The sequence below is a fragment of the Nocardia sp. CA-135398 genome (assembly GCF_050955845.1).
Classification (GTDB): Bacteria; Actinomycetota; Actinomycetes; order Mycobacteriales; family Mycobacteriaceae; genus Nocardia.
Genome location: NZ_CP192084.1, coordinates 4317302 through 4338435 on the forward strand (window position 1 = coordinate 4317302; position 21134 = coordinate 4338435).

Consider the following 21134-nt stretch of genomic DNA (forward strand, 5'->3'; position numbering starts at 1 on the left):
GTGCCGATATGCACCGGATGTCAGCCGTAGATTTCCAGCGTGACGGTCAGTGTGGCCAGGCGCGTCGCGAGCCCGAGATCGCGGGCGCGGACCTGGATGTCGGTTCGGTCGTCGGCGGGTAGCGCGGCCCAGAGCTCGCCGAGTCGAGCCTGGGTGTCGGCGTCTGCCACGGACAGGACCCGCAGCAGGGTCGACCACAACCGGCCCTTGGTCGCGATGTCGGGTATCGCGGTCAGGGTCGATTCCGGCAATTCCAGTAGCTGCGTGCCGATTCGGCGTTGGATCTCGACATCGGTGCGCTCGACCAGATCGAGCAGGCCACGCCAGGGAATCGGATCGCTCTGTCCCGCGAGCGCCGCCACCAGCGCCGCCATCGCCGCCGGATCCGCGGTGATCGGGTTGGCCGCCAGGGTGTCCAGTGCCGATGGGCTGAGGTAGGCGGTGAAGCGGAGCATGTCCTCGAGCGCGCCGTGCTCGATGAAGGTAGCGACGAGGTCGGTAATGGCTTCGGGCGAGCCGATATCGAGCAGGATGTCGCCGAGTGCTTCGATCACATCCTCGTCGCAGCGGGCGAAAACCGATACCGCCGCCAAGCGTAGCTCGGTCGAACCGGCCAGGACGGTGGCGAGCATACGCGGTATCCGATCCAGCGGCCCGGATAGCAGTTGGCGCACGATCGCGCTGATATTCCGGCCGGAGTAGGCATAGGCCGCCGCCAGGATCAGGCCCTCGTCATCCGGCACGCCCGCCTCGATGGCACGGACGAGTTGCGTCGTCGCGAAACCGAGAAACGGTCCGGCGGTGACATAGTCCTTGCGGCGCATCAGCTCGTTGGCGACCTGCACGACCGGTTCCGGCGGCGCGACCTCGGCGAGTCGGCCGACGGTCCGCGGGTCGATATACGGCGCGCAATCGGCGGCATATTTCGGATCCAACATCCGGAGAGCTTCCGCGGCCTTCTTGGGATGTTCGATGCCGACCGCACCCGCGGCGCGGCCGCCCATCATCGGCGGCACGACCCGCTGCACCAGCGGTATCGAAATGCTCAGCGGAATTATCGGCACCAGCTTGCTGAGCCGCCCGAAGGTCGCGGCGTGGTCGTCGAAGAGCACGCGTGCCATGCGTTGTTGCAGTTCGTGCAGTTGCCCGGCGCCCAGTTTCGCCAAATGCTCCAGGCGTTCGACCGGGACGTGCAGTGTGCGGGCCAGCAGAATCAGCTGCGCCCGGGTCACCAGGTCCGGCCCACCTGTCTCCGGACCACCACCGCCCATCGAGTCGTTCTGCGACGCTGTACTCATCCGAGCCGATTCCCGAACATGACCTTCTTCGCCGCGGTGCTCAGCGGCCAGGGCAGCGCGCCGACCAATACGTCGACGGCCTCGGCGAGCCCGTCCGTCTCGGCCCTACGCGCGTCGCGGAACATGGTCAGCAATTCGGCCGACTCGGCCTCGGAGAGTTGATCGAGGGCCGCGACGGGGCCGCCCAGTTCGAGTTCGAGATCTGCTCTGGCGGTCATATTCGCTCCCGGTTCCCCAGTTCTCGCGCAATGACAGTGCACGAAGCACCTCTAGATCACATTGTGCAATGCGACATGGCCCGTAGGACCGGGTTCGCCGGTAACGCGCCGTCTGGGGACCTCCGGCAAGCGTCGGGTCGTTGGCCTAACTGCTACCTCTGGGGGACATGGTGCCGGTCATGGTCTCACCGGGCAACGATGCGTTGCAGGGCAGCGAGGTCTTGTTCAAGCATCCGGAACAACCAGTAGATGGCGATGAAGGCCAGTGCGCTGCCCACGCACAGCACACGCAACGGCACGATGACCGCCGGAATACCCTCGGGGGGAATGAAGGTCGCACCCGCCACGCCGAGCAGCGGTACGGCGGCGGCGATGGCAAGGAAATAGGTGCTGCGGCGGTCGAGTTGGCGCAGTTGGGCGCCGTCGGCGGCGCCGAGTCCACCGTGCGGCAGGAACATCGGGTAGATGCTGCGCACCGCATAAAAACTGACCAGGAAATACGGGTAGGCCATCGCGATCGCGCCGCACACGATCTGGGTGATGAAGAAGTGCACATACGCCTCGGCGGTGAGGTGATTGCCGGAGACCTGCACCGAGACCGGGACAACGACACCGGCCAACACCCATAATGCGAAGCAGGTCAACACATTTCGGCGGCCGAGTTGCAGCGCATCGCTGCGGGCGCGCGCCAGCGTAGGCGCATCGTAGGACTTGCCCTTGCGCAGCCCGCGCGAGATGGACCACAGATCGACCAGCAGCACATTGGTGACGATGATCCCGATCAGAAAGCAGATGCCGTAAGTGGTGACGGCGAATTGGTCGAATCGATGCTGCGCCTGCTCATCCAGTTTGGCGATGATGAGCGTGCGATTGTGGTTGTAGCTGTACAGGATTGCCAGCGCATTCGGGCCGCCGATGGCCAGCGCCATGATCGGGTGCATGAGCACCCGGGCGCGCAGTCGCCAACTGTGCGGCGGCGGATCGACCAGGTCACGGGCGCGGGCGTCCAGGCAGACATCGAATTGCTGGGCCATATCCGCACCACGCGCCCACCGCTTGTTCGGATCCGGGTCGAGCGCGCGGACCAGTGCGCGGCGCAGCGCGACCGGGCAATCGGCCGGAAGGTCCTGATATGGCAGCGATTGCGGACTGCCCGAGCGGCGGTTCAACATGCCGTCGAGTGCGGTGCGATCGCCGCCGGTCACCGTATCGTCATCGAAAGGCTTACGGCCGGTGAGCAATTCCCACAGCATGACGGCCAGGGCGTAAAGGTCGCTGCGGGTATCGAGGTCGGCGGCCGTCGTCGACTTGTCGGGGTGCACGGCGGCCAATTGCTCCGGTGACATGTAGGCCAGCGAGCCGCCGAAGTAGGCGACCGGGCTGTCACCGGAGACGTTGCCGCTGAAGCTGATATTGAAATCGGCGAGTTTGGGGATGCCCTCGGCGGTCAGCAGCACATTGGCCGGTTTGATATCGCGGTGCAGCACCCCGCAGCGTCCGGCGTAGTCCAGGGCCTGGGCCAGTCTGCGGCCGAGCCAGGCAATGGTCTCCGGCCAGGACAATTCGGCCAGTTCGGCGCGCACGGGCGATTCGCTCGGGCGGATCTCGCCTTTATCGGCGAGGACGGAATCGATGACATCGAGCAGCAGCGCGCCCGAGCGTTCGGCGGCGGGTGTCTGGCGCACCCGCTCGAGCACGGTGAACAGCGTGCCGCCCGGCACGTACTGCATATACAGCAGTCGCAGGCGGCGACTCGCCAAGACGCGCTGGTCGAAGACGCGCACGATGTAGTCGTGATCGAGCTGGGCCAGCGTCTGTGGTTCCGCGCCCTTGTCCTGCGAGATCTTCACCGCGACGAGTCGCTGCATGGAGCGCTGCCTGGCCAGGAATACCCGCGCGAAGGCGCCACGACCCAGCCCGTTCATCAGGTCGAAGTCGTCGATCTTCTGGCCGACGTCGATCTCGTCGAGACGCACCGGGTCGGCGTAGACGGCCAGAAGAGTGCTGCGGTAGTCGTCGGTGGCCAGCATTTCCGATAGTTGCTCGGCTTGTTCCGGATAGGCCGCGGTGTATTCCTCGACATCCACCGAGGTGCCCGCGCGCCTGCGGACGTGGAACTCCTCGTAGATGAGATCGGGCGGTAGCGGCCAGGTACGCAATTCCGGCAGGTCGTCGACGTATTCGGCGAGACGCTTCGGCTCGGTGCCACGCATCCACCGGTTCGCCAAGTCGACCTTGATCAGCTCGATCAGCGATACCCGGCGGATAGCGGGGGAGTCCGGCAGATAGGCGGGCAGATCCGGGGGTATATCGGCGGCCCGCCAGGCTTCGGCGAATCGCTCGACGACCTCGGCGACCTCGGTGCCGCGCGTTCCGCCCGGCGATCGGTCCGGAGCGACCGTCGCCCCCGGGACCGGCGGAGCGGGATGCGCCATCTGCGCATCGTAGCTCCGCCGATACCTCGATGGCGGCCGAGTTGGGCAACTGATTTGCTAGCTCAACGCCTGGTGGAGGGTGAGCCAGCGGTCCGGGGAGACGAGGCCAACTGGTTCGTCGAGGGCGATTCCGGCCACGGCGCAGGCCATTCGAACCAGGTGGACCGGGTAGGCCCGGCGCAGCGTGGCAGCCAGGCAGCCGCCGAGGCCGGAAAAACCGAATTCCACGAGTCGGTGATAGTCGCGGAGTTCCTTGCGCGGGAGGAGTGGATGTTCACGTCTGCGCAGCCGCAGGACGGCGGCATCGACCCGCGGTATCGGACGGAACTGGTCGCGGTGCACGCTGATGCCCAATTCCATTGTCACGGTCGGCCATTGGGTGACAGTCAGTTTCGTCCAGCGGCCGTAGTCGCCGGCGTATTTGCGGGCGAACTCGCGTTGGGTCAGCAGCGTCGCCGAGCTGAGCTTCGGTGCCGCGAGACACCAGCGCAGAATATCGGTGCTCGCCGCGAATGGGATATCGGCGACGACCGTGAACGGATCGCGAGGCGGGGAGATTTCGCGAATATCAGCGTGCTGCACGCGAATTCGGGGCTCGCCTGCATAGCGTGCGCGTAGCTTCTCGGCGTAATGCGGGTCCTTCTCGTAGGCCAGGATGTGGTGCGCATGGTTCAGAAGATGATCGGTGAGCATGCCGTCGCCCGGTCCGATCTCCACGACGAGTTCATCGGCGCGGATACCGGCCGCGCGTACCAGCCTTCCCGCGGTGCGGGTATCGGTGAGGAAGTTCTGCGACAGCTGTTTGCGGGTGCCGCCGGAGCGGATCCGGGCATGCGGCAGCGAACGATTGCGGGACATGGGTGTCCTCCGGACGGAGTGGTCGAATCAGGAATATGTGATTCGCCCGGACCCGCGCCGGAACACTCTGGGGCGCAACTCATCTCAGCGCGGTTGAACCGAGCTGGGGATTCGATCGGATCGATCGGGAAACGGGAGCAGCGCAGTGCGCGGGCAGAGGCCGGGCTGCCGCGCGGGGCCGCACGTAGAACGTGCAGACCACGCACGCTCCGTTAAAGCCAGGACTGCCTCCCATATCGGCAAACCTAGAGCACGCCGGAGTTGTCCGCGACTGATTTTCGCACCCGTCGCTGCAATTCCGAGGCCACCGGCCACAGCGCGACGGCAATAATCGGCCCCGGATCTGGCAGCCGAGGTGTGGACCAAACCCGCTCGTTTCGCGCTGATGTCCGCCGGGACCAATTTGCGGCAGCAATCCAGCTGATCCTCAGCCGGAAGTTACCGATCGATCGTGTTCGTCGGTCTTCTCCTCCGCTGCGCAGGCGCGCCACATCTGGGCTTCGGCGTGGTTGCCCTGACGTTCGAGAAGCTCGGCGAGGCCGGTCATGGCGCGTGATTCGCGGCGATCGGCCGCGGTACGCCACCAGCGCTCGGCATCGCCGAGTTCGCCACGATTGAACAGGACGACACCGAGGTCATAGGCCGCCCCGGCATGCCCGGCCTCGGCGGCCTGTGCCCATAGACCGCACGCCTGTTCCTCCTCGCCACGGCCGAACATGGCGACGCCGAGATCGTAGAGGGCGGCGCGATAGCCGCGCTCGCCGTCCTTGGCCCGCTGCTGCGATTTCGGCTGCTCGGACTTCGGCGGATCCGGAAGGGGGATATGGTCGGAATCCGCTGCACGTTCCGGCACCTGCGCGGCATGTGACGGCTCCTCCAATCGGGTACGCGCGGGTTGCAACGGCGTGGTCTGCTCGGCCGCCGGGAGCTCGGGACGTGCGAATGCCGTTTCCAGTGGTTCCGGAAACCGCACAAATTCGAGGTCCGGCGGTATCGGCTGTGGCTCAGGGAGTCGGGTCTGTTCTGGGGCGACCGGGACGGTTCGCTGCGTCGGTGTCGGCTGCGGCTCGGGGTGTCGGGTCTGTTCTGGGGCGACCGGGACGGTTCGCTGCGCCGGTGTCGGCTGCGGCTCGGGGTGTCGGGTCTGTTCTGGGGCGACCGGGACGGTTCGCTGCGCCGGTGTCGGTTGCGACTCGGGGAGTCGGGTCTGCTCTGGGGCGACCGGCACGGTTCGCTGCGCCGGTGTCGGCTGCGACTCGGGGAGTCGAGTCTGCTCTGGGGCAACTGGCACGGTTCGCTGCGGCCGAGTCGGTGGCGTCGGCTGCCCGGATCTGTCCTGCCGCGGTTCCGCGGGTTGCGACGGCTGTGGCGCTGGCTCGGGGGCAGCGGCCGCTGGGGCCGGGACGGCGGCAGCGGGCGCACTCGCGGTGTCCACCTCGACCACCAGGTTGGCGAAATTGGGCGGCCCCTCGCCGACGCTGCACCACAGGACGATCCGCCCGGTCCGTGGTTGTTCGATGAGGATGCCGTAGTTGCCCGACCAGGATTTCTGTGCACCGAATCCGTCGACCCAGACCGGTGTCAGCGAGAACAGGGCGCCCGGTTCGGTCGGGACCACCTCGAAGGTGACACCGGTGGCGAGGGCATCGCTCCACACGTCGACCCCGGCCAGGCGTCTGCCGTCGATGCCGATATGCCCGTCGACCACCGAGAGCCCCATGCCGTGTCCGCGCAGACCCGCGGGCGGTGCCGCGGACAGCAACTTCATGGTGACCAGGATCGGCGCGGGCCCAACCTGTTCGGTGTACATCGGGTAGATCAGGCTGCCGTTCCAAGTGATCGGGTCGGCGGATTGATACCGGGCGGCAAGCGGTAGGTTCTCCGGCGAATTCTGGGCATACCAGTGCGAATACGGCTGATTCATATCGCGCCCCGACCTTTCACCGATGCTTCCTCGCCCCTGTCTACGCGGTCCGGCCGGTAATACCGTACCCGCCTCCGATCTGGTGGCTGTCTCAGTCCCGCGCCGAGCGCATGTGATCCACCGCGAACGTGACGCCGAGAAGTTCCTCGCCCGTCCTGGTACCCATTTCGAGTCCGTCGAAAGCCTGCACGAGCCTGCGTTCCTCCCAACGGAAGTGTGATTCCAGGACGGCGGCCAGTCCGTCCAGTTCGCGCCGTACGGTATCGGCATTGTCCGGCCTGATCGAGTCGAGCAGTTCGGTCAGTCTGCGCAGGATATCTGCGACCAGTTGGTGGTCGGTGCGCAGTTCGGCCAAAACCGGTGCCAATTCTGGGAACTGGTCGGCCAGTGCTGGGAAACCCACGGTGTCCTCGCCGGTGTGATGCCTGGTCAGCGCGGTGCAGAATGCCGTGCAGTGCGCGCGAAGTCGCATCGGCCGCAGCTCGGAACCGGTTGCGTAGGCGGTGACATCCGCGCGGATTCTGCTGAGTTCGGTTCGCAGCCAGTCGTGTATCGCCACCAGTTCCTGTCCGAGGGCACGCGCCCGGTTTGCGTCGAACTCGGTTGATGCCATAAATCGTCTCTCGGTCGAGGAAGACGCACGGGCCGTGCGGCTCCGCAGAGGGTGCTGGAATGCGGCGGGGCATCGATGCCCCGCTCGACCTCAGTGCGAGCGCGAAGGTGGACGCACGGCGGACTCCTCGATCACGGTGCCTCCATGTCGATCGCCGTCCACCCGGCGCCGCCACGCGACACATTCATGATCTTGCACCCTGATACGTGCGTCGATCAACTCGGGAGACGTTGCGCGCCATGCGATATTGCAGACCGCGCCCGACCGGACGACGGCACGCATTTATATGTAACTCACGGTTACATATAAATTAGGTTCTGCGGAATTCGAGTGCCAGAGCGGCGATGCGATCATCGTACCCGGTCCCGGCCCGCGATGCGACGCGACCGCGAAACAGCGTCAGACGCCGACCGCCTCTTCCATTTCCTCTTCGGCCTCGGCCGGTCGCTGTAGCCGCTCGAGATCGGCGGGTGCGGGCGAGTTGCGGCGTTCGTATCGCGCGGCGACCACCAGCACTACCGCGCCGACGGCCAGCCACCCGAACAGGCTCGCGATGCGGCCGGCGAATCCCGCAGCACCGTCGAAGTACAGCAGGCTGCGCGCACCCTCCACGAAACCCGCGCCGTTCCAGAAGGCGTGCAGCGAACCGAAGAACCCGTTCTGCAGTTCGGGCCGGTAGATGCCGCCGGAAGTGGTGAAGTTCAGCATGACGAACAGCACCATGAGTGTGAGCGTGGTCCAACGCTTCAGGAAGGTGTGCAGTCCGATACCGACGGTGATGATGCCCGCCGAATAGAGCCAACCCATCGCCCAGATCGCCACGTAATCGTGGTCGACGATGTGGAAGACCGGTGCGGCCACCACGATTCCGATAACGCTGACCATCAGCGAGGTCGCCAAGCCGATCGCCGCACGCATCCGCATGGACAGCCCGGCACCGGCCGCACCGATCGCGGCGACGCTGCCGTAGGAGCCGATACTCAGGGCGACAAGCAGGAAGAACAGGCCCTGCCCCGTCGGGTCGCCACTGGCGGTCTTGGTGATATTCGTGACCGTCATCGGCACCCCTCGCGTCCCGGCGACCTGCCGGAACACCAATTCGACCGCCATCGCCGTGGTGTCGGAATTGGCCTTGGCCACAAGCAGTTCGGGATTTCGCGCGTCGGGAATGTACGCGCCGGAAAGCGTGCGGTCGCGCAACCGCGCGGTCGCATCATCGCGGGTGGGCAGCGTGACGACCTCGAGTGCGTCACCGGCCTTGTCCTTCATGGTCTGCGCCAGCACCATGTCCTGCGCGGATGTGCCGACCACCGCCACCTTCAGGTGGTTCGGCTCGGGCTGATGGAACGCACCCAGATAGGCAAGCGCCATGCCCAGACACATCAGCAGTGGGGTCAGCAGATGTCCGGCGACATGCCGTAGCTGGTGCGAACGCATGAAGGTCAACTCCTAATAGTTGGTAAATACAACTATCACTGTTGTATCATACAACTGATGTATAGTGCAACCATGACCAGCGCACCGCGGACCTCGGCGATCCACATCATCCAGCGCGAGCTGACCGCCTTCGCCCGGCGAGCCCGTGGCCGCGCCTCGGAGCTACATCCGGAGTTGTCGCTGGTGGCGTCGAGCATTCTGGATCTGGTCATCGAGCGCGACGGTTGTCAGGCGACCGATCTCGCGGACCATTTCGTGCTCGACAAGTCCACGGTCAGTCGGCAGGTGGGGGCGCTCGAGCGCTTGGGCTATCTGACTCGGGAGGTCGATCCGGAGAACCGGCGCAACCACATCCTGCGGCCGACGGGAGAGGGTCGGCGGGTCGCGGGGGCGGCCGAACGGCGTCGTCATCAGGAGTTCGCCGAGCGGTTGACGGCCTGGGATGACGCCGATATCCGGCGTTTCGCCGACTACCTGGTCCGCTACAACACCGGGAAGTAGTCGCGCGAATTCCCCAGCCCCACTGTGTAATTCCGATATTCCCCGCCACCGAACCAAGCGCTTGCTACGCTCACTCGATGATCCCCACGATTGTTTGGGGCACCGGCAACGTCGGCCGTGCGGCCATCCGCGCCGTGGACGCTCACCCGGCGCTGAAACTCACGGGCGTACTCGTCCACAATCCGGATAAGGTCGGCCGCGATGCGGGTCGGCTCGCGGGACTCGACTACGACCTCGGCGTCCCGGCGACCGCCGATATCGAGGCCGCTCTGGCGGCTGGACCTCGGGCCGTGGTGTACGCGGCTTCTGGGGACATCCGCCCCGATGACGCGCTCGCCGATATCGTCGGGGCCATCGAGTCCGGCGCGGTCGTCGTAACCCCGGCGCTCTACGCGCTCTACGATCCACGTAGCGCCCCACCCGAAATGCGGGATCCGGTACTGGCGGCCGTGGCGCGGGGCGGCGGGTCGCTTTTCGTCTCCGGTGTCGATCCCGGCTGGGGCAATGATGTGCTGCCGCTGCTGATGAGCGGACTCGGCAGCACCGTGGATGTGATCCGCTGCCAGGAGATCTTCGACTACACCACTTACGACCAGCCCGATTCGGTGCGCTATCTGGTCGGTATGGGCCAGCCGATGGACTACCTGCCACCGATGGTGGCGCCGGGCGTGCCGACCATGGTGTGGGGCGGGCAGATTCGGTTGATGGCGCGTGCGCTGGGCGCCGAACTGGAGGAGATCCGCGAAACCCTGGACCGGCGCGCACTCGACGCCACGGTGAGCACCGAGCGGATGGGTGAGTTCGCGGCGGGTACGCAGGGCGCGTTGCGATTCGAGGTGCAAGGGATCGTCGAGGGCGAGGCGCGCATCGTCATCGAGCACGTCACCCGGATCCATCCGTCGTGCGCGCCGGACTGGCCGACGCCGCCGGACGGCGAGGGCGCGCACCGGGTGCTCATCGAGGGCCACCCGCGCATCGAAATCACCATCGAGGCCGCCGACGAGGACGGAAACCGTTCCGCGGGCGGCAATGCCACCGCGGTCGGCCGATTGGTGAATGCCATCGACTGGCTCGTCGACGCCGAACCCGGACTCTATGACGCGCTCGATGTCCCACTGCGTCCCGCAGTCGGCAAGCTCGGAAGGAAACATCCATGATCATCGATATCCCCGAGGGCAAGGACCCGATCGGTTACGTCTGGGGTGAGATGGTGCCCGGCATCGGCTTGGCCGCCTCGAACTTCTCACTGTCGGTGTATTCGCATTCGACCCTCGGTCTGCGCGAATTCGAGGCGGCGCGGCTCAAGATCGCCCAGGTCAACGGCTGCATCTTCTGCCTGGATTGGCGCACCGAGCGCGACGGCCAGAAGGTGGAGCCCGAGTTCGCGGACGCGGTGACCAACTGGCGCACCACCGACCTGTTCGACGAACGCACCCGGCTGGCCGCCGAATACGCCGAACGCTACGCCACCGACCACCACAATCTCGACGACGAGTTCTGGGATCGAATGCGAGCGCAGTACACCCAGACCGAAATCGTCGAATTGAGCATGAGCATCGGATCATGGTTGGCCTTCGGCCGACTCAACCATGTACTCGGCTTGGATGCGGTGTGCGTACTGCCCGGACATTCGACGTAGGCGAATGTCTTTGTCCCAGAGCTCACCCCGCGCCCTGGCGTGGGCGATCGAATGCCTCGAGGACGCGAAACCCACGCTCTCGACGTCGTCCACGCCAGCGGAGTGGCGGCAACGAATTCGTGGGCACGACCGAGGCTGACGCCGAGCGCCGCGCGGCTCCGGTGCGAATTACCCAGTCGCGCTGGCCGATTCAGTCCAATGGTGCCCAATCGATACCGTCCAGGCGGCTCCACTCGTCGCAGGCCCAGTCCCAGATGAGTTGGGCGACGGTCGCGCCGTCGGTCAGCGTCGCGCCGAGGCGTTGGTTGCGAACCGGGTGGTGTAGTTCGAGGGTGTAGTCGGTGGGGGAGTTGCGGCGAGTCTGGATGAAACTGTTTGCGTCGTTTCGCTTTTCGGCGATCAGGAACGGCGTGGCGGCCAGCAGATGGAGCTGGCGGATCCAGTCGAAGATCTCGCGCTGGGTGAGTGAGGAGTATCTGCGTTCACCGCCGATATCGATCGAGGCGTAGCGACGAATTTCCGGGCTGGTCAAGGTGTTGGTTCGCGCATCGTAGATTTCATATGCGAAACCCGCGATGAGGGCTTCGATGAGTTCGCGTACCCGCGGCGCGGCGTAGTCCATGGCGGAGCCGCGCGTCCTGCGGCGATCCACACTGTCGGCGGCGGTCACCCGGACCGAGTCGCCAGCCGCCTCGATCCGCAGCCTGGCATGTCGGGCCGCGGCCGGAATTCCGCTGTTCCAGCTGTGTAGTCCGGCGATGACGGTTCGGTAGAGGTGGTCGTCGGCGGGTTGCCCGCGTCTGGATCGAAAATAAGGAAGTACGTCCCCCGGCGATGCCGCCGCGCCCGCGGGCAGCACCACGAACTCATAGCTCATCAACCCAATTTAACTCGGCCCCCGACACATTCGCCCGCCGTGTTTTCGATCCGAACCTCACTTGATAGGCAAGTAGTTACTTGCCTATAGTCGGGGGTGTGAGCGGCGATGTCTTCAAGGCGCTGGCCGATCCCACGCGTCGGGCGATCCTCGACGAACTGGCCGATCGCGACGGCCAGACGTTGTTCGAGCTCTGTGCGCGGCTCACCATGGGCCACCAGCTCACCTCGAGCAGGCAGGCGATCTCGCAGCATCTGGATGTGCTGGCGACCGCCGGTCTGGTGACCACGCGCCGGGACGGCCGGTACAAGTTCCACCATCTGAATCGAGAACCATTGCGGCGGCTCACCGACCGCTGGCTCCAGGAGGACCCATGATCCGCATCAATATCACCAGTGTTCTGGTCGACGATCAGGACAAGGCATTGCGCTTCTACACCGAGGTGCTCGGCTTCGTGAAGAAGACCGAGGTTCCACTCGGCGAGGCGCGCTGGCTGACGGTCGTCTCGCAGCAGGAACCCGACGGCGTCGAACTGCTGTTGGAGCCCGATGGGCATCCGGCGGTCCGGCCGTTCAAGGAGGCACTGGTCGAGGACGGGATCCCGTTCACCTCGTTCGCGGTGGACGATCTGCACGCCGAATACGAGCGGTTGCGCGGGCTCGGCGTGCGATTCACTCAGGAACCGCTCGATCAGGGACCGGTGGTCACCGCGGTACTCGATGACACCTGCGGCAATCTGATTCAGATCGCCCAGCTGAAGAGCTGAGCGTCACGCCGTTCGGAGTATCGCCTCGGCGAGGAGATCGAGTTGGCGACGGGCCTGCAATGAGCCGATGCGCAGCACCAGATGCTGCGCACCCGCATCGATGTACCGTCCGAGCCAGTGCACGCATTCGTCGGCGGAACCGCCGAAATAGGCTTGGATCGTGGACATTTCGTCCAATGATCGGCGGTAGTACCGATGGACGTAACCGTCGAGTTCGGTACGCGCGGCGGCGGAGTCCGGATTGATATTGATGGTGGCGTAGAGGGCGGGGGTGATGTCGCGGGTGGTCTTTTCGCGCAGGGTGTGCCATGCGCGGGCGTAGGCGTCCGAGTCCGGTAGGAACGGCAGCCAGCCGTCGTAGTGGCGGGCCACCCGGTCGAGCACCCGCGGTGTGTCACTGCCCGCCAGCCACAACGGTGGACCGGTCGGGCTGGCAGCCGGGAGAGTGCGGGCCAGATCGTCGAGTTGCCAGTAGCGGCCGTCGAATTCGGTTCCGCCGGACCAACTCCGACGCCAGATGGCCACCGTTTCGTCCAGTCGGCCGACGCGTTGGTCGAAAGGCACACCGACAGCGGCGAATTCGTCGCGGCTTTCGGGTAGCGGGAATCCGGCGCCGAGGCCGAGAATCAACCGGCCGTTGCTGAGTTGGTCGACGGTGGCGGCGGTGTGGGCGCCGAGCAGTGGATGACGCAATGTCGCGGTGAGTGCGGCGGTGCCGAGTCGAATGCGCGCGGTAGTCGCGGCGACGGCGGCGAGCAGCGGCAGCGAATCGACTCGGGTTCGTGCCAGCGGGGAATCGCCGATCCACACCGAATCGAAACCGGCATCCTCGGCGGCGCGCGCGAAACGGACCAATCCGGCGGCATCGTGTTCGCCGGTCATCGCGGTTTCGCGGCTGGGTAGCAGCAGGCCGATCTGTGTCATACCGGCGATCTTCGCCCGGTTGCCGATTCCCGGCAATTACCTCGCAGGTAAGCGACCTACCGCGGTTCGAGCTCCGATTGGACGAGATCGTCCGGGAAGGCATACCGCCGAAACGCCCAGTACCGGAACGCCATGGCGAGCAGCACGCCCAGAATCTGACCGGTGATGAAGTTCGAGACGGCCTGGGTGACCGCACTGACGTGCGGCACCCGGATATCGAGCACATACAGCGCGATCGCCTGCGGCAACAGCGTGACACCGATACCGAGCGCACTGATCGCGAAAAACAGCGCCGCCTCGTGATGCCGCTCGCGACCACCTCTGGTCCGGAACGACCACTCCCGGTTGAGCACATACGACACGATGGTCGCGATCAACACACCGAGCACGCGCGCGGTGAGCGGCTTCTCGCCGAGCACCGTCAACTTCAGCGCATAGACGATTCCGGTATCGATGAACCAGGTGATTCCGCCGACCACGGCGAACTTCAGCAGCTCACGCCGCTGGATCAGATACGACCGGAACGGTTCCGGGATCCGGTCGAGCGCAAGCTGGACGAAGGACACGCCCCGCACTATATCCAGCAAATCCGTCACCTCACGTTTCCGACCGCCGATGCCGTCCTTACCCAAGCATGCCCGCGGCCGTCGCGCCAGGTAAGTGACCTCGAGTGATTTCGGGCGCGCCGCGTCGGTCAGCGTGACGGTGCCGCTCGTGGCACTGTGTCTTATCTGACCCCTAGTCGGAGGAGGAGCGCTCATGGTCGATGCGGGCAATTCCGGTGTTGTGCTGACCGCGGGCAAGGCGCGAGTCGGCATCGACCCGGAGAACGGCGGGCGGCTGACCAGTTTGCGGGTCGGTGAGCTGGAGCTGTTGCGGCAGGGCGCACAGTACGGCGCGTTTCCGATGGCGCCCTGGTGTGGGCGGATGGGATCGGGGCAGTTCCGGTACGGCGGCGCGTTGCATCAGATGCCGATCAACGCCGATCCACACGCCATCCACGGCACGGCCCGCGACCGGGCCTGGCACGTCCTCAGCACAACGGAATCCACCGCCGCGCTGAGCTGTGAGCTCACCGACCCGTGGCTGTACCGCGGGCGAGTCACCCAGGAGTTCCAGCTCTCCGAGCACTCGATCACCCTGACCATGCGGGTCGAAACCGCTGGCGAGCCGTTTCCTGCGCAGGTCGGCTGGCATCCCTGGTTCCTGCGAAATCTGGGCTCCGGCAAGGACATCCAACTCGATTTCACTCCCGCCTGGCAGGAGGAGCGCGGCCCCGACTATCTCCCGACCGGACGCCGCATTGCCCCGCAAGCCGGACCCTGGGACGACTGCTTCGGCATGCCCGATGGCACCACTGTCACCCTGACCTGGCCGCACGCCCTGGAGCTGACCATCACCAGTCCCGCCGAGTGGGTCGTCGTCTTCGACCAGCAACCCGAATCCGCCTGTGTGGAGCCGCAATCCGGTCCGCCCAACGGCATCAACACCCACCCGCGACCGGTTACCGCGAGTGACCCGTTGGAACTGTCCACTACTTGGGCCTGGCGTCTGCTCGACTGAGTCCTATGCACCATCGATCTCGGCGGCCACGCCATTGAGGATCAATTCGAGCGCGAATACGAAATCCTGTTCGGCCGCATCGGTATCCCCGTCCGGCGGGGATTCGAACAGCGGACTGGCGAACAGTGCGGCCGCCTCGGGGAAGCGGTCCGGATCGACGAGGACGGCCAGCGTGCGGCGGTAGTTCCGATTGGCCTGCGCCTCGTCGAAACCGGTGTCGCGCCGTGCCTCGGTGAGCTGCTGGGTGAGCAGACTCGCTTGCCGCACATGCCCGCTCACCAACATCAGGATGCCGACCTTGGTGGCCCAGTCGAGTCCGGTGGCGGCGAGTGCGCGCAGTGCGGCGTCCATCCATCCGATCGTGTTCGGACCGCGAGGTGGGCCGGAGATCGGTAACTGCGGCAGCCACGGATGCTCGGTGTAGACCGCGCGCATCGCGTGCGCCCATTGCCGCAGCCCGGCCCGCCAGTCGAGCGGCCCGGTACCGAGATCCGGTGCCGGGCCGATGGCGAAATCGGCCATCAGCTCGAAGAGTTCGTCCTTGGAACCGACGTGGCGGTAGAGCGCCATTTTCGTGAAACCCAGTGCCTGCGCGACCTTCAGCAGCGTGACCGCGGCGAGCCCGGAGCGATCGGCGAGATCCACCGCGGCGCGCACGACCCGGTCGACGTCCAGTTCCGCCGGTCGTCCGAGGCGTGCGGGTGCCGGGAGTCGCCAGAGTCTGCCCAGGTCGGCGGGCACCGCCTCGTCGGCCATGGCCTTACCTCCTCGGGATGCTTCTGGCGGATATTAGCCGCAGAGATAGTATATGGTGGATAGTATCCCTTGGATACTAAAGATTTGCGGAGAACATAATGACCGATCAGCTGGTCGCCTCCAGATCGCGAGTACATGACGTCGACGCTCTGCGCGGCTTCGCTCTGCTGGGCATCTTCATCGTCAACATCACCTTCATGGCCTCGGGTTATCCCGGCAATCTCGTGACCGACCCCGCATACACCTCCGCCCTCGACGAGGCCGTGCGCGGACTGTCCGAGGTGTTCGTCGAAATGAAGTTCTATCTGCTGTTCTCATTCCTGTTCGGCTACAGCTTCACCCTGCAGATGGAGTCGGCGGCCGCGGCGCGAGCCGCCTTCGAACCGCGGATGCTGCGTCGCATCGGCGGCCTGTTCGTCCTCGGCGTGCTGCACATCGTGTTCCTGTATGCGGGCGACGTGCTCACCACCTATGCGGTGGCGTGCCTGGTGTTGTTCTGGATGCGGCGGGTCAGCGACCGAACCGCCTTACGCGTCGCGGCGATTCTGTACGGCTTGGTCGTGGCGAGCCTGCTACTCGGCACGGTGTTCATGGATACGTCGGCACTACTGCCCTCGACCATGGAGGCGCAAGCCAATGCCGAGCGCGCAACCCAGGCCATGCTCGGCGGCTGGGGCGAGGTAATCGGCGAACACCTCGACGGCCTCGGACTCCTTGTCCTGCAAGCACTTACGCTCCAGGGACCGACAGCGCTGGCGATGTTCCTGCTCGGCTTCGTCGCGGGCCGCCGCAAACTGCTCGCCCATGTACACGGCGACGAACCGATCCTGCGCCGAATCCAACTCATCGGCTTCCCCATCGGCCTCGCGGGCAGCATCCTCTTCGCGATCGGCGGCGGCGTCGGCCACACCCTCGCGGTAGCAATCAGCATCGCCACCGCACCCCTGCTCACCGCTGCCTACGTGGCGACCCTGCTTCGCGTAATGCACAGCCCCCGTACGTCCTTCATCCGCACAGCCCTGGCCCCCGCAGGCCGCATCGCCCTCACCAACTACCTGGCCCAATCAGCCATCGGCCTACTGATCTTCACCGGCATAGGCCTCGCCGCCGCAGGCACCTTCTCCCCCCTCGCCACAATGACCACAGCCCTGCTCGTCTTCACCCTCCAACTAGCTTTGAGCGCCCTCTGGCTCCACTGGTTCCGCTACGGCCCCGCCGAATGGACCCTCCGCTGGATCACCAACGCCCACCGCCCTACCTGGCGCAAATCCCCACCCGAGCCAGTGCTAAATCAACCCTGAAGCCAGCAAGAATGTCGGGGGGTGGTTCGCGCGACCTCGAGTTCGCGCGAGTGGGCATTCACCGTGTCGGCGCCGATCGGGCTATCGAGATCTGGTGTGACGCTTCCGTCGAGACGGCCCGGGAGAGGTATGCGCGGCGACAGCGTGCAGCGGTGCACAACGACGGGCTTCGCCTTGCGCGCGATTGGGATACCTGGGCCGCGCACGGTCGACCGTTGGCACTGACCCCGGTGATCCGGGTCGACACCACGACGCCGACGAATGCGGTCAGCCTCGGCGTTCAGATCGAAACGGTCGCCGCCTCAGTTCCTCCGGCCGGGGCGGCGCACTCGCCTGCACGCATGCAGTGATGTACGAAGGAACTCGCTCGAGGGCGCTGTCGGATCGTGAATCCGGTTGGGGTGCTGAGGGATTGGCGATCATGCGGGAATGATTGCGGGGAGGCGGGTCAGGGCTTCGAGGGCGGCGGCGATGGTTTCCGGGGCGGCAGGAAGGAGGGGGAGGCGGACGGTGGGGGTGGGGATTCGGCCTTGGGCGGCCAGGGCGGATTTGATGACTACCGGGTTGGGTTCCGCGAAGAGGGCTGCGGACAGGGGTGTGAGGCGGTGGGTGAGGGCGCGGGCTTCGTCGATGGGGCCGTTGCGCCAGCGGTGGATCAGGGTGGCGAAGGCGGAGGTGGCCAGGTGGGCGGTGGCGAGGATGGCGCCTGGGGCGCCGAGGGCAAGGAGTGCGGCGGCGTGCAGGTCGTCACCGGCCAGGACGGCGACGTCGGATGCGCGGGTGGCCATGAAAGTGGTTGTGGTGTCGTCGATGCCGCCGACGGCGTGTTTGAAGCCGATGATGTTCGGGATGCGGGCGAGTTCGTGGAGGGTGTCGTGGCCGAGGGTGCGGCCGGTGCGATGTGGGATGTTGTAGACGATGAGGGGGACCGGGCTGTGGGCGGCCAGCTGACGGAAGTGGGCGACGACGCCCGCTTCGGAGGGGCGGGTGTAATAGGGGACGACGGTGAGTGCGGCAGTGACGGTGGGATCGAGGGCGGCGAGCGCTCGAGCCGAATCCGCGGTGGAGTTGGTGCCCGCACCGGCGATCAAGGCAGCGTCGCGTTCTCGGCAGACGGCGCCGCAGATATCGAGGACGCGACGGCGCTCTTCCGGGGTGAGGGTTGCGGTTTCGGCGGTGGTACCGAGTGCGACGATGCCGGTTGCGCCGTCGTCGAGCACCTCATGGGCAAGGCCTGCCAGTGCGTCGGAGGCGAGTTCGCCATTGGCGGTGAACGGCGTGATCAGGGGGACGAAGAGGCCGGTGAGCGTCATGGTTTCAAGACTGGGCCGCCGCGATGCATCAGGTCCAGTTCGCATTTCTTCCACTGAGCATAAGCTGATCTGATGCTCGATGTTCGAAAGCTGCGCCTACTGCGCGAACTGGCCCATCGCAAGACGATCGCGGCGGTCGCGGAGGCGATGAGCTACACGCCGTCGGCGGTCTCCCAGCAACTGACCGGACTGGAGCGGGAGGCAGGCGTACCGCTGCTCGAACGGACCGGGCGACGCGTCACTCTCACCCCCGCCGCACTGACCCTGGTCGAACACGCCGAGACGATTCTCGCGGCCCTCGAACAGGCCACCGCCGACCTCGCCGCCTCCCGCGCGGCACTCACCGGAACGCTGCGCATCGGCGCTTTCCCGACGGCCGTCGCCACAATCCTCACCCCGGCCCTGGTCGCGTTGAGCCATGACCATCCGCGCCTGGAATTGCTTGTGACAGAACTGGACCCGGCCACCGTCCCGGACGCACTCCGCACGGACACTCTCGACGTCGCGCTGGTCCAGGAGTACGACTACGTACCCGCCGAACCCGATCCCGCCTTGGACACCGAGCCGCTCCTCGAGGAGACGATCTACCTGGCCGCTCCGACCGCCACGCCGCTCGAAAACCACCGCGACGCCTCCTGGATCGCGGGCACGCCCGGCACGCTCTGCCACACCATGACGATCCGGGCCTGCCAGGCAGCCGGATTCACCCCGCGGGTCCGCCATCACGTGGACGATTTCAGCACCGTCCTCGCCCTGGCCGCGGCCGGTCAGGGTGTCGCCCTCGTTCCCGAACTCGGCGCACTCACCCCACCGCCGAACATCGTGCTCACGGCCCTGCCCACCCGACGCAAAACCCATTTGGCCTACCGGCGCGGGACCGGACGTCACCCGGCTGTGGTCGCCGCCCGCGCAGCCTTACGCGCCTCTGCCGCAACGATTTCCGGCACTCTCGACAAGTGAGGCGCTCACCATCGACTGCACCTGATCTCGATCGGAGCGATCGCCGTGTCAGGCGACCGACTTCCGCAACGCCGCCAATTCGTCCCCACGCGGGTCACTCACCACGCCCGACTTCGGACTGTCGAAGATCTGCACCAACCGCGAATCCTCCTCGAAGCGGGCCCAACCCGGATCACCGGTCTGCGCGAAAGCCACCCACGCCGAATGGATTTCGTCGGCCAGCGCCTGCGGCGGATTGGGACCGGTCAGGGTGTGCGCGCCCGCGAGCGCATCGAAGACGAAAGGCACTTCCAGAACGTGACAGGCACCGAGCCCCTCGATGCCGGATGACCACGCGAACTCATAGGCGTAGCTGCGCGTGCCCGCGGCGGCGATCGACTGCGCAATCCGCAGGGTGTCCGAGCGGAAGGCCCGATCGGTAATGATCGCGGCGAAGACATCCGCCGCCGTGGCTCCCGGACGATTCGCGGCATAGATATCCCCGAGCCTGGGATCTAGTCCGTAGCGGGTGAGGACCAAGGGTAGTGTCTCCGCGGTGATCCCGGCGGCGATACCGGTCGGGACGGTAAAGAATCGGAACTCCTCGGTGGTGCATCCGGCAATGAGTGGCACGGCCCGATCGGGTTGCGCGGCAAGCACTTTGACGGGATGTCCTTCGACCACCTCACCATCGATCACCGGCAGCAGACTCATGATCCCCATCCCGTTGGCGATGATCGACGACCCCCATCGCGCCGGATCCGGATCACTCATCAGCGCCAGCGCAAGTGCGTCCTGCGCCGCACGCAGCTCATCGGGACCCAGTTCGCCGAAATCCGCCGCGGTGGGGCTGATTCCGAGAATCGTGGCCAATTCTCCCGCGAGTTTGCGTGCATCCTCGACGGCGACCGCGGCGGATCCGTTGCCGCTCTGCATGATCGCCTGCCGGAACAGCCCACCCGACAGCGGCGAAGCCATCAGCGTCGCCACACTCATTCCGCCCGCCGACTCACCGAATATCGTGACCCGGTTCGGATCCCCGCCGAAGGCCGCGATGTTCTCCTGCACCCACCGCAACGCGAATAGCTGATCGTGTAGCCCACGGTTCAGCGGTGCGTCCGGCACCGCCGCGAAGCCGGATATGCCGAGCCGGTAGTTGATCGAGACCAGCACGATCCCGTCGCGCGCGAACGCCGCACCGTCGTAGATCGCCCTGGCATTGGACCCTCGGGTGAATGCGCCACCATGAATCCACACCATGACCGGCAGTCCGGCACCACCCGGATCCGGTGTCCACACATTGACATTCAGATATTCCTCGCCCGGAATCCCGTCACTGCCGATCAGTGCGTGGATCGGCGGGGGATAGTGGGTCTGCACGCAGGTCGCGCCGTGGGTGAGCGCATCACGAACCCCTTGCCAGTCCGGCACTCGCGTCGGCAGCCGGAACCGCGCGGGCCCGACCGGCGCCGCCGCGTACGGCACTCCGAGAAATGCGCTGACCCCCGCGGTCGTCCGGCCGCGGATCTTGCCGCCGGTGACGGAAACAATCGGTTCCATGAATCTCCTTCGCTCGACTCGATTCTCTACGCGGCACCCGGCGGCGGACCACAGTTTCGAGCACCTCGCAGAACTTCCGGGGCGAAACCGTCATCGGCGCATCGGGCGTCGCCGGCGTGGCTGTGTCGCAGACCGATCACGAGATCGGTGTTGCCGCCATCGATCGACTCAACTGAGGCGTTCGGTCGCGACGCAAGGCGCATGCAAGCCGA

General features: G+C 66.0%; 22 protein-coding genes. 9 read left to right on the forward strand and 13 right to left on the reverse strand.

Annotation, left to right across the window (positions count from 1 at the left end):
- Positions 1 to 20: 20 nt before the first annotated feature.
- The 7 genes from ACQP1T_RS18820 to ACQP1T_RS18850 form a co-directional block, all read right to left on the reverse strand.
- The gene (locus ACQP1T_RS18820; protein WP_433761896.1) at positions 21 to 1298 is read right to left on the reverse strand and encodes a hypothetical protein; all 1278 of its coding nucleotides are present in this window, start codon (positions 1296 to 1298) and stop codon (positions 21 to 23) included.
- Complete coding sequence (locus tag ACQP1T_RS18825; RefSeq protein ID WP_433761897.1) at positions 1295 to 1516, reverse strand: hypothetical protein; 222 nt, start codon at positions 1514 to 1516, stop codon at positions 1295 to 1297. Before ACQP1T_RS18825 ends, ACQP1T_RS18820 begins: the two co-directional genes overlap by 4 nt.
- A 185-nt stretch (positions 1517 to 1701) precedes the next feature.
- Entirely contained in the window at positions 1702 to 3951 is a 2250-nt protein-coding gene (locus tag ACQP1T_RS18830) for a serine/threonine-protein kinase (RefSeq protein ID WP_433761898.1), read from the reverse strand.
- Between the two features lie 57 nt (positions 3952 to 4008).
- The gene (erm, locus tag ACQP1T_RS18835) at positions 4009 to 4809 is read right to left on the reverse strand and encodes a 23S ribosomal RNA methyltransferase Erm (RefSeq protein WP_433761899.1); all 801 of its coding nucleotides are present in this window, start codon (positions 4807 to 4809) and stop codon (positions 4009 to 4011) included.
- A 427-nt stretch (positions 4810 to 5236) separates the two neighbouring features.
- On the reverse strand, positions 5237 to 6733 hold the full coding sequence (locus ACQP1T_RS18840) for a hypothetical protein (RefSeq protein ID WP_433761900.1): 1497 nt from the start codon (positions 6731 to 6733) through the stop codon (positions 5237 to 5239).
- Between the two features lie 91 nt (positions 6734 to 6824).
- Positions 6825 to 7346, reverse strand: a complete 522-nt coding sequence (locus ACQP1T_RS18845; RefSeq protein ID WP_433761902.1) for a hemerythrin domain-containing protein — start codon at positions 7344 to 7346, stop codon at positions 6825 to 6827.
- A 399-nt stretch (positions 7347 to 7745) separates the two neighbouring features.
- Entirely contained in the window at positions 7746 to 8783 is a 1038-nt protein-coding gene (locus ACQP1T_RS18850; protein WP_433761903.1) for a hypothetical protein, read from the reverse strand.
- A gap of 72 nt (positions 8784 to 8855) precedes the next feature.
- Here ACQP1T_RS18850 and ACQP1T_RS18855 point away from each other — a divergent pair, with 72 nt between their 5' ends.
- The 3 genes from ACQP1T_RS18855 (at position 8856) to ACQP1T_RS18865 (ending at position 10923) form a co-directional block, all read left to right on the forward strand.
- Positions 8856 to 9284 (forward strand): MarR family winged helix-turn-helix transcriptional regulator, encoded by a 429-nt coding sequence (locus ACQP1T_RS18855; RefSeq protein ID WP_433761904.1) that lies wholly within the window; start codon positions 8856 to 8858, stop codon positions 9282 to 9284.
- 77 nt (positions 9285 to 9361) lie between these two features.
- Positions 9362 to 10441 carry an NAD(P)H-dependent amine dehydrogenase family protein gene (locus ACQP1T_RS18860; RefSeq protein ID WP_433761905.1) on the forward strand — a complete coding sequence of 360 codons (1080 nt, stop codon included), beginning with the start codon at positions 9362 to 9364 and terminating at the stop codon, positions 10439 to 10441.
- The gene (locus tag ACQP1T_RS18865) at positions 10438 to 10923 is read left to right on the forward strand and encodes a carboxymuconolactone decarboxylase family protein (protein WP_433761906.1); all 486 of its coding nucleotides are present in this window, start codon (positions 10438 to 10440) and stop codon (positions 10921 to 10923) included. The genes ACQP1T_RS18860 and ACQP1T_RS18865 overlap by 4 nt, the downstream gene beginning before the upstream one ends.
- A 190-nt stretch (positions 10924 to 11113) precedes the next feature.
- On the opposite strand, the gene ACQP1T_RS18870 is transcribed toward ACQP1T_RS18865, so the two are convergent.
- Positions 11114 to 11800: a hypothetical protein gene (locus ACQP1T_RS18870; protein ID WP_433761907.1), complete on the reverse strand. Its 687-nt coding sequence runs from the start codon at positions 11798 to 11800 to the stop codon at positions 11114 to 11116.
- A gap of 86 nt (positions 11801 to 11886) precedes the next feature.
- On the opposite strand from ACQP1T_RS18870, the gene ACQP1T_RS18875 reads away from it, so the two are divergent.
- Together ACQP1T_RS18875 and ACQP1T_RS18880 are read left to right on the forward strand one after the other, a co-directional pair.
- Positions 11887 to 12177: an ArsR/SmtB family transcription factor gene (locus ACQP1T_RS18875; RefSeq protein ID WP_433762248.1), complete on the forward strand. Its 291-nt coding sequence runs from the start codon at positions 11887 to 11889 to the stop codon at positions 12175 to 12177.
- Complete coding sequence (locus ACQP1T_RS18880) at positions 12177 to 12566, forward strand: VOC family protein (RefSeq protein WP_433762250.1); 390 nt, start codon at positions 12177 to 12179, stop codon at positions 12564 to 12566. The genes ACQP1T_RS18875 and ACQP1T_RS18880 overlap by 1 nt, the downstream gene beginning before the upstream one ends.
- A 3-nt stretch (positions 12567 to 12569) precedes the next feature.
- On the opposite strand, the gene ACQP1T_RS18885 is transcribed toward ACQP1T_RS18880, so the two are convergent.
- Together ACQP1T_RS18885 and ACQP1T_RS18890 are read right to left on the reverse strand one after the other, a co-directional pair.
- Positions 12570 to 13490: an LLM class flavin-dependent oxidoreductase gene (locus ACQP1T_RS18885; RefSeq protein ID WP_433761908.1), complete on the reverse strand. Its 921-nt coding sequence runs from the start codon at positions 13488 to 13490 to the stop codon at positions 12570 to 12572.
- Positions 13491 to 13546: 56 nt separating this feature from the next.
- Positions 13547 to 14056 (reverse strand): GtrA family protein, encoded by a 510-nt coding sequence (locus tag ACQP1T_RS18890; protein ID WP_433761909.1) that lies wholly within the window; start codon positions 14054 to 14056, stop codon positions 13547 to 13549.
- 193 nt (positions 14057 to 14249) lie between these two features.
- Between ACQP1T_RS18890 and ACQP1T_RS18895 the strand changes: the two genes are divergently transcribed.
- On the forward strand, positions 14250 to 15053 hold the full coding sequence (locus ACQP1T_RS18895) for an aldose 1-epimerase (protein ID WP_433761911.1): 804 nt from the start codon (positions 14250 to 14252) through the stop codon (positions 15051 to 15053).
- 3 nt (positions 15054 to 15056) lie between these two features.
- On the opposite strand, the gene ACQP1T_RS18900 is transcribed toward ACQP1T_RS18895, so the two are convergent.
- Positions 15057 to 15809 carry a TetR/AcrR family transcriptional regulator gene (locus tag ACQP1T_RS18900; RefSeq protein ID WP_433761912.1) on the reverse strand — a complete coding sequence of 251 codons (753 nt, stop codon included), beginning with the start codon at positions 15807 to 15809 and terminating at the stop codon, positions 15057 to 15059.
- Between the two features lie 98 nt (positions 15810 to 15907).
- Between ACQP1T_RS18900 and ACQP1T_RS18905 the strand changes: the two genes are divergently transcribed.
- Both ACQP1T_RS18905 and ACQP1T_RS18910 read left to right on the forward strand, forming a co-directional pair.
- On the forward strand, positions 15908 to 17110 hold the full coding sequence (locus tag ACQP1T_RS18905) for a DUF418 domain-containing protein (protein ID WP_433761913.1): 1203 nt from the start codon (positions 15908 to 15910) through the stop codon (positions 17108 to 17110).
- A gap of 152 nt (positions 17111 to 17262) precedes the next feature.
- The gene (locus tag ACQP1T_RS18910; RefSeq protein WP_433761914.1) at positions 17263 to 17460 is read left to right on the forward strand and encodes a hypothetical protein; all 198 of its coding nucleotides are present in this window, start codon (positions 17263 to 17265) and stop codon (positions 17458 to 17460) included.
- A gap of 69 nt (positions 17461 to 17529) precedes the next feature.
- On the opposite strand, the gene dapA is transcribed toward ACQP1T_RS18910, so the two are convergent.
- Positions 17530 to 18423: a 4-hydroxy-tetrahydrodipicolinate synthase gene (gene dapA, locus ACQP1T_RS18915; RefSeq protein ID WP_433761915.1), complete on the reverse strand. Its 894-nt coding sequence runs from the start codon at positions 18421 to 18423 to the stop codon at positions 17530 to 17532.
- A gap of 72 nt (positions 18424 to 18495) precedes the next feature.
- On the opposite strand from dapA, the gene ACQP1T_RS18920 reads away from it, so the two are divergent.
- Positions 18496 to 19383, forward strand: coding sequence for a LysR family transcriptional regulator (locus ACQP1T_RS18920; RefSeq protein ID WP_433761916.1), 888 nt, complete (start codon positions 18496 to 18498; stop codon positions 19381 to 19383).
- A gap of 48 nt (positions 19384 to 19431) precedes the next feature.
- Here ACQP1T_RS18920 and ACQP1T_RS18925 read toward each other — a convergent pair whose 3' ends face one another.
- Entirely contained in the window at positions 19432 to 20922 is a 1491-nt protein-coding gene (locus ACQP1T_RS18925; protein ID WP_433761918.1) for a carboxylesterase/lipase family protein, read from the reverse strand.
- Between the last annotated feature and the right edge of the window lie 212 nt (positions 20923 to 21134).

What these genes read in the sequence shown, in the direction of transcription:
- ACQP1T_RS18850 (WP_433761903.1), bottom strand. Translation starts at nt 8,783, where the DNA reads ATGCGTTCGCACCAGCTACGGCATGTCGCCGGACATCTGCTGACCCCA.
- ACQP1T_RS18820 (WP_433761896.1), bottom strand. Translation starts at nt 1,298, where the DNA reads ATGAGTACAGCGTCGCAGAACGACTCGATGGGCGGTGGTGGTCCGGAG.
- ACQP1T_RS18925 (WP_433761918.1), bottom strand. Translation starts at nt 20,922, where the DNA reads ATGGAACCGATTGTTTCCGTCACCGGCGGCAAGATCCGCGGCCGGACG.
- ACQP1T_RS18905 (WP_433761913.1), top strand. Translation starts at nt 15,908, where the DNA reads ATGACCGATCAGCTGGTCGCCTCCAGATCGCGAGTACATGACGTCGAC.
- ACQP1T_RS18840 (WP_433761900.1), bottom strand. Translation starts at nt 6,733, where the DNA reads ATGAATCAGCCGTATTCGCACTGGTATGCCCAGAATTCGCCGGAGAAC.
- ACQP1T_RS18895 (WP_433761911.1), top strand. Translation starts at nt 14,250, where the DNA reads ATGGTCGATGCGGGCAATTCCGGTGTTGTGCTGACCGCGGGCAAGGCG.
- ACQP1T_RS18855 (WP_433761904.1), top strand. Translation starts at nt 8,856, where the DNA reads ATGACCAGCGCACCGCGGACCTCGGCGATCCACATCATCCAGCGCGAG.
- ACQP1T_RS18865 (WP_433761906.1), top strand. Translation starts at nt 10,438, where the DNA reads ATGATCATCGATATCCCCGAGGGCAAGGACCCGATCGGTTACGTCTGG.
- ACQP1T_RS18830 (WP_433761898.1), bottom strand. Translation starts at nt 3,951, where the DNA reads ATGGCGCATCCCGCTCCGCCGGTCCCGGGGGCGACGGTCGCTCCGGAC.
- ACQP1T_RS18885 (WP_433761908.1), bottom strand. Translation starts at nt 13,490, where the DNA reads ATGACACAGATCGGCCTGCTGCTACCCAGCCGCGAAACCGCGATGACC.
- ACQP1T_RS18900 (WP_433761912.1), bottom strand. Translation starts at nt 15,809, where the DNA reads ATGGCCGACGAGGCGGTGCCCGCCGACCTGGGCAGACTCTGGCGACTC.
- ACQP1T_RS18845 (WP_433761902.1), bottom strand. Translation starts at nt 7,346, where the DNA reads ATGGCATCAACCGAGTTCGACGCAAACCGGGCGCGTGCCCTCGGACAG.
- erm (WP_433761899.1), bottom strand. Translation starts at nt 4,809, where the DNA reads ATGTCCCGCAATCGTTCGCTGCCGCATGCCCGGATCCGCTCCGGCGGC.
- ACQP1T_RS18870 (WP_433761907.1), bottom strand. Translation starts at nt 11,800, where the DNA reads ATGAGCTATGAGTTCGTGGTGCTGCCCGCGGGCGCGGCGGCATCGCCG.
- ACQP1T_RS18825 (WP_433761897.1), bottom strand. Translation starts at nt 1,516, where the DNA reads ATGACCGCCAGAGCAGATCTCGAACTCGAACTGGGCGGCCCCGTCGCG.
- ACQP1T_RS18920 (WP_433761916.1), top strand. Translation starts at nt 18,496, where the DNA reads ATGCTCGATGTTCGAAAGCTGCGCCTACTGCGCGAACTGGCCCATCGC.
- ACQP1T_RS18860 (WP_433761905.1), top strand. Translation starts at nt 9,362, where the DNA reads ATGATCCCCACGATTGTTTGGGGCACCGGCAACGTCGGCCGTGCGGCC.
- dapA (WP_433761915.1), bottom strand. Translation starts at nt 18,423, where the DNA reads ATGACGCTCACCGGCCTCTTCGTCCCCCTGATCACGCCGTTCACCGCC.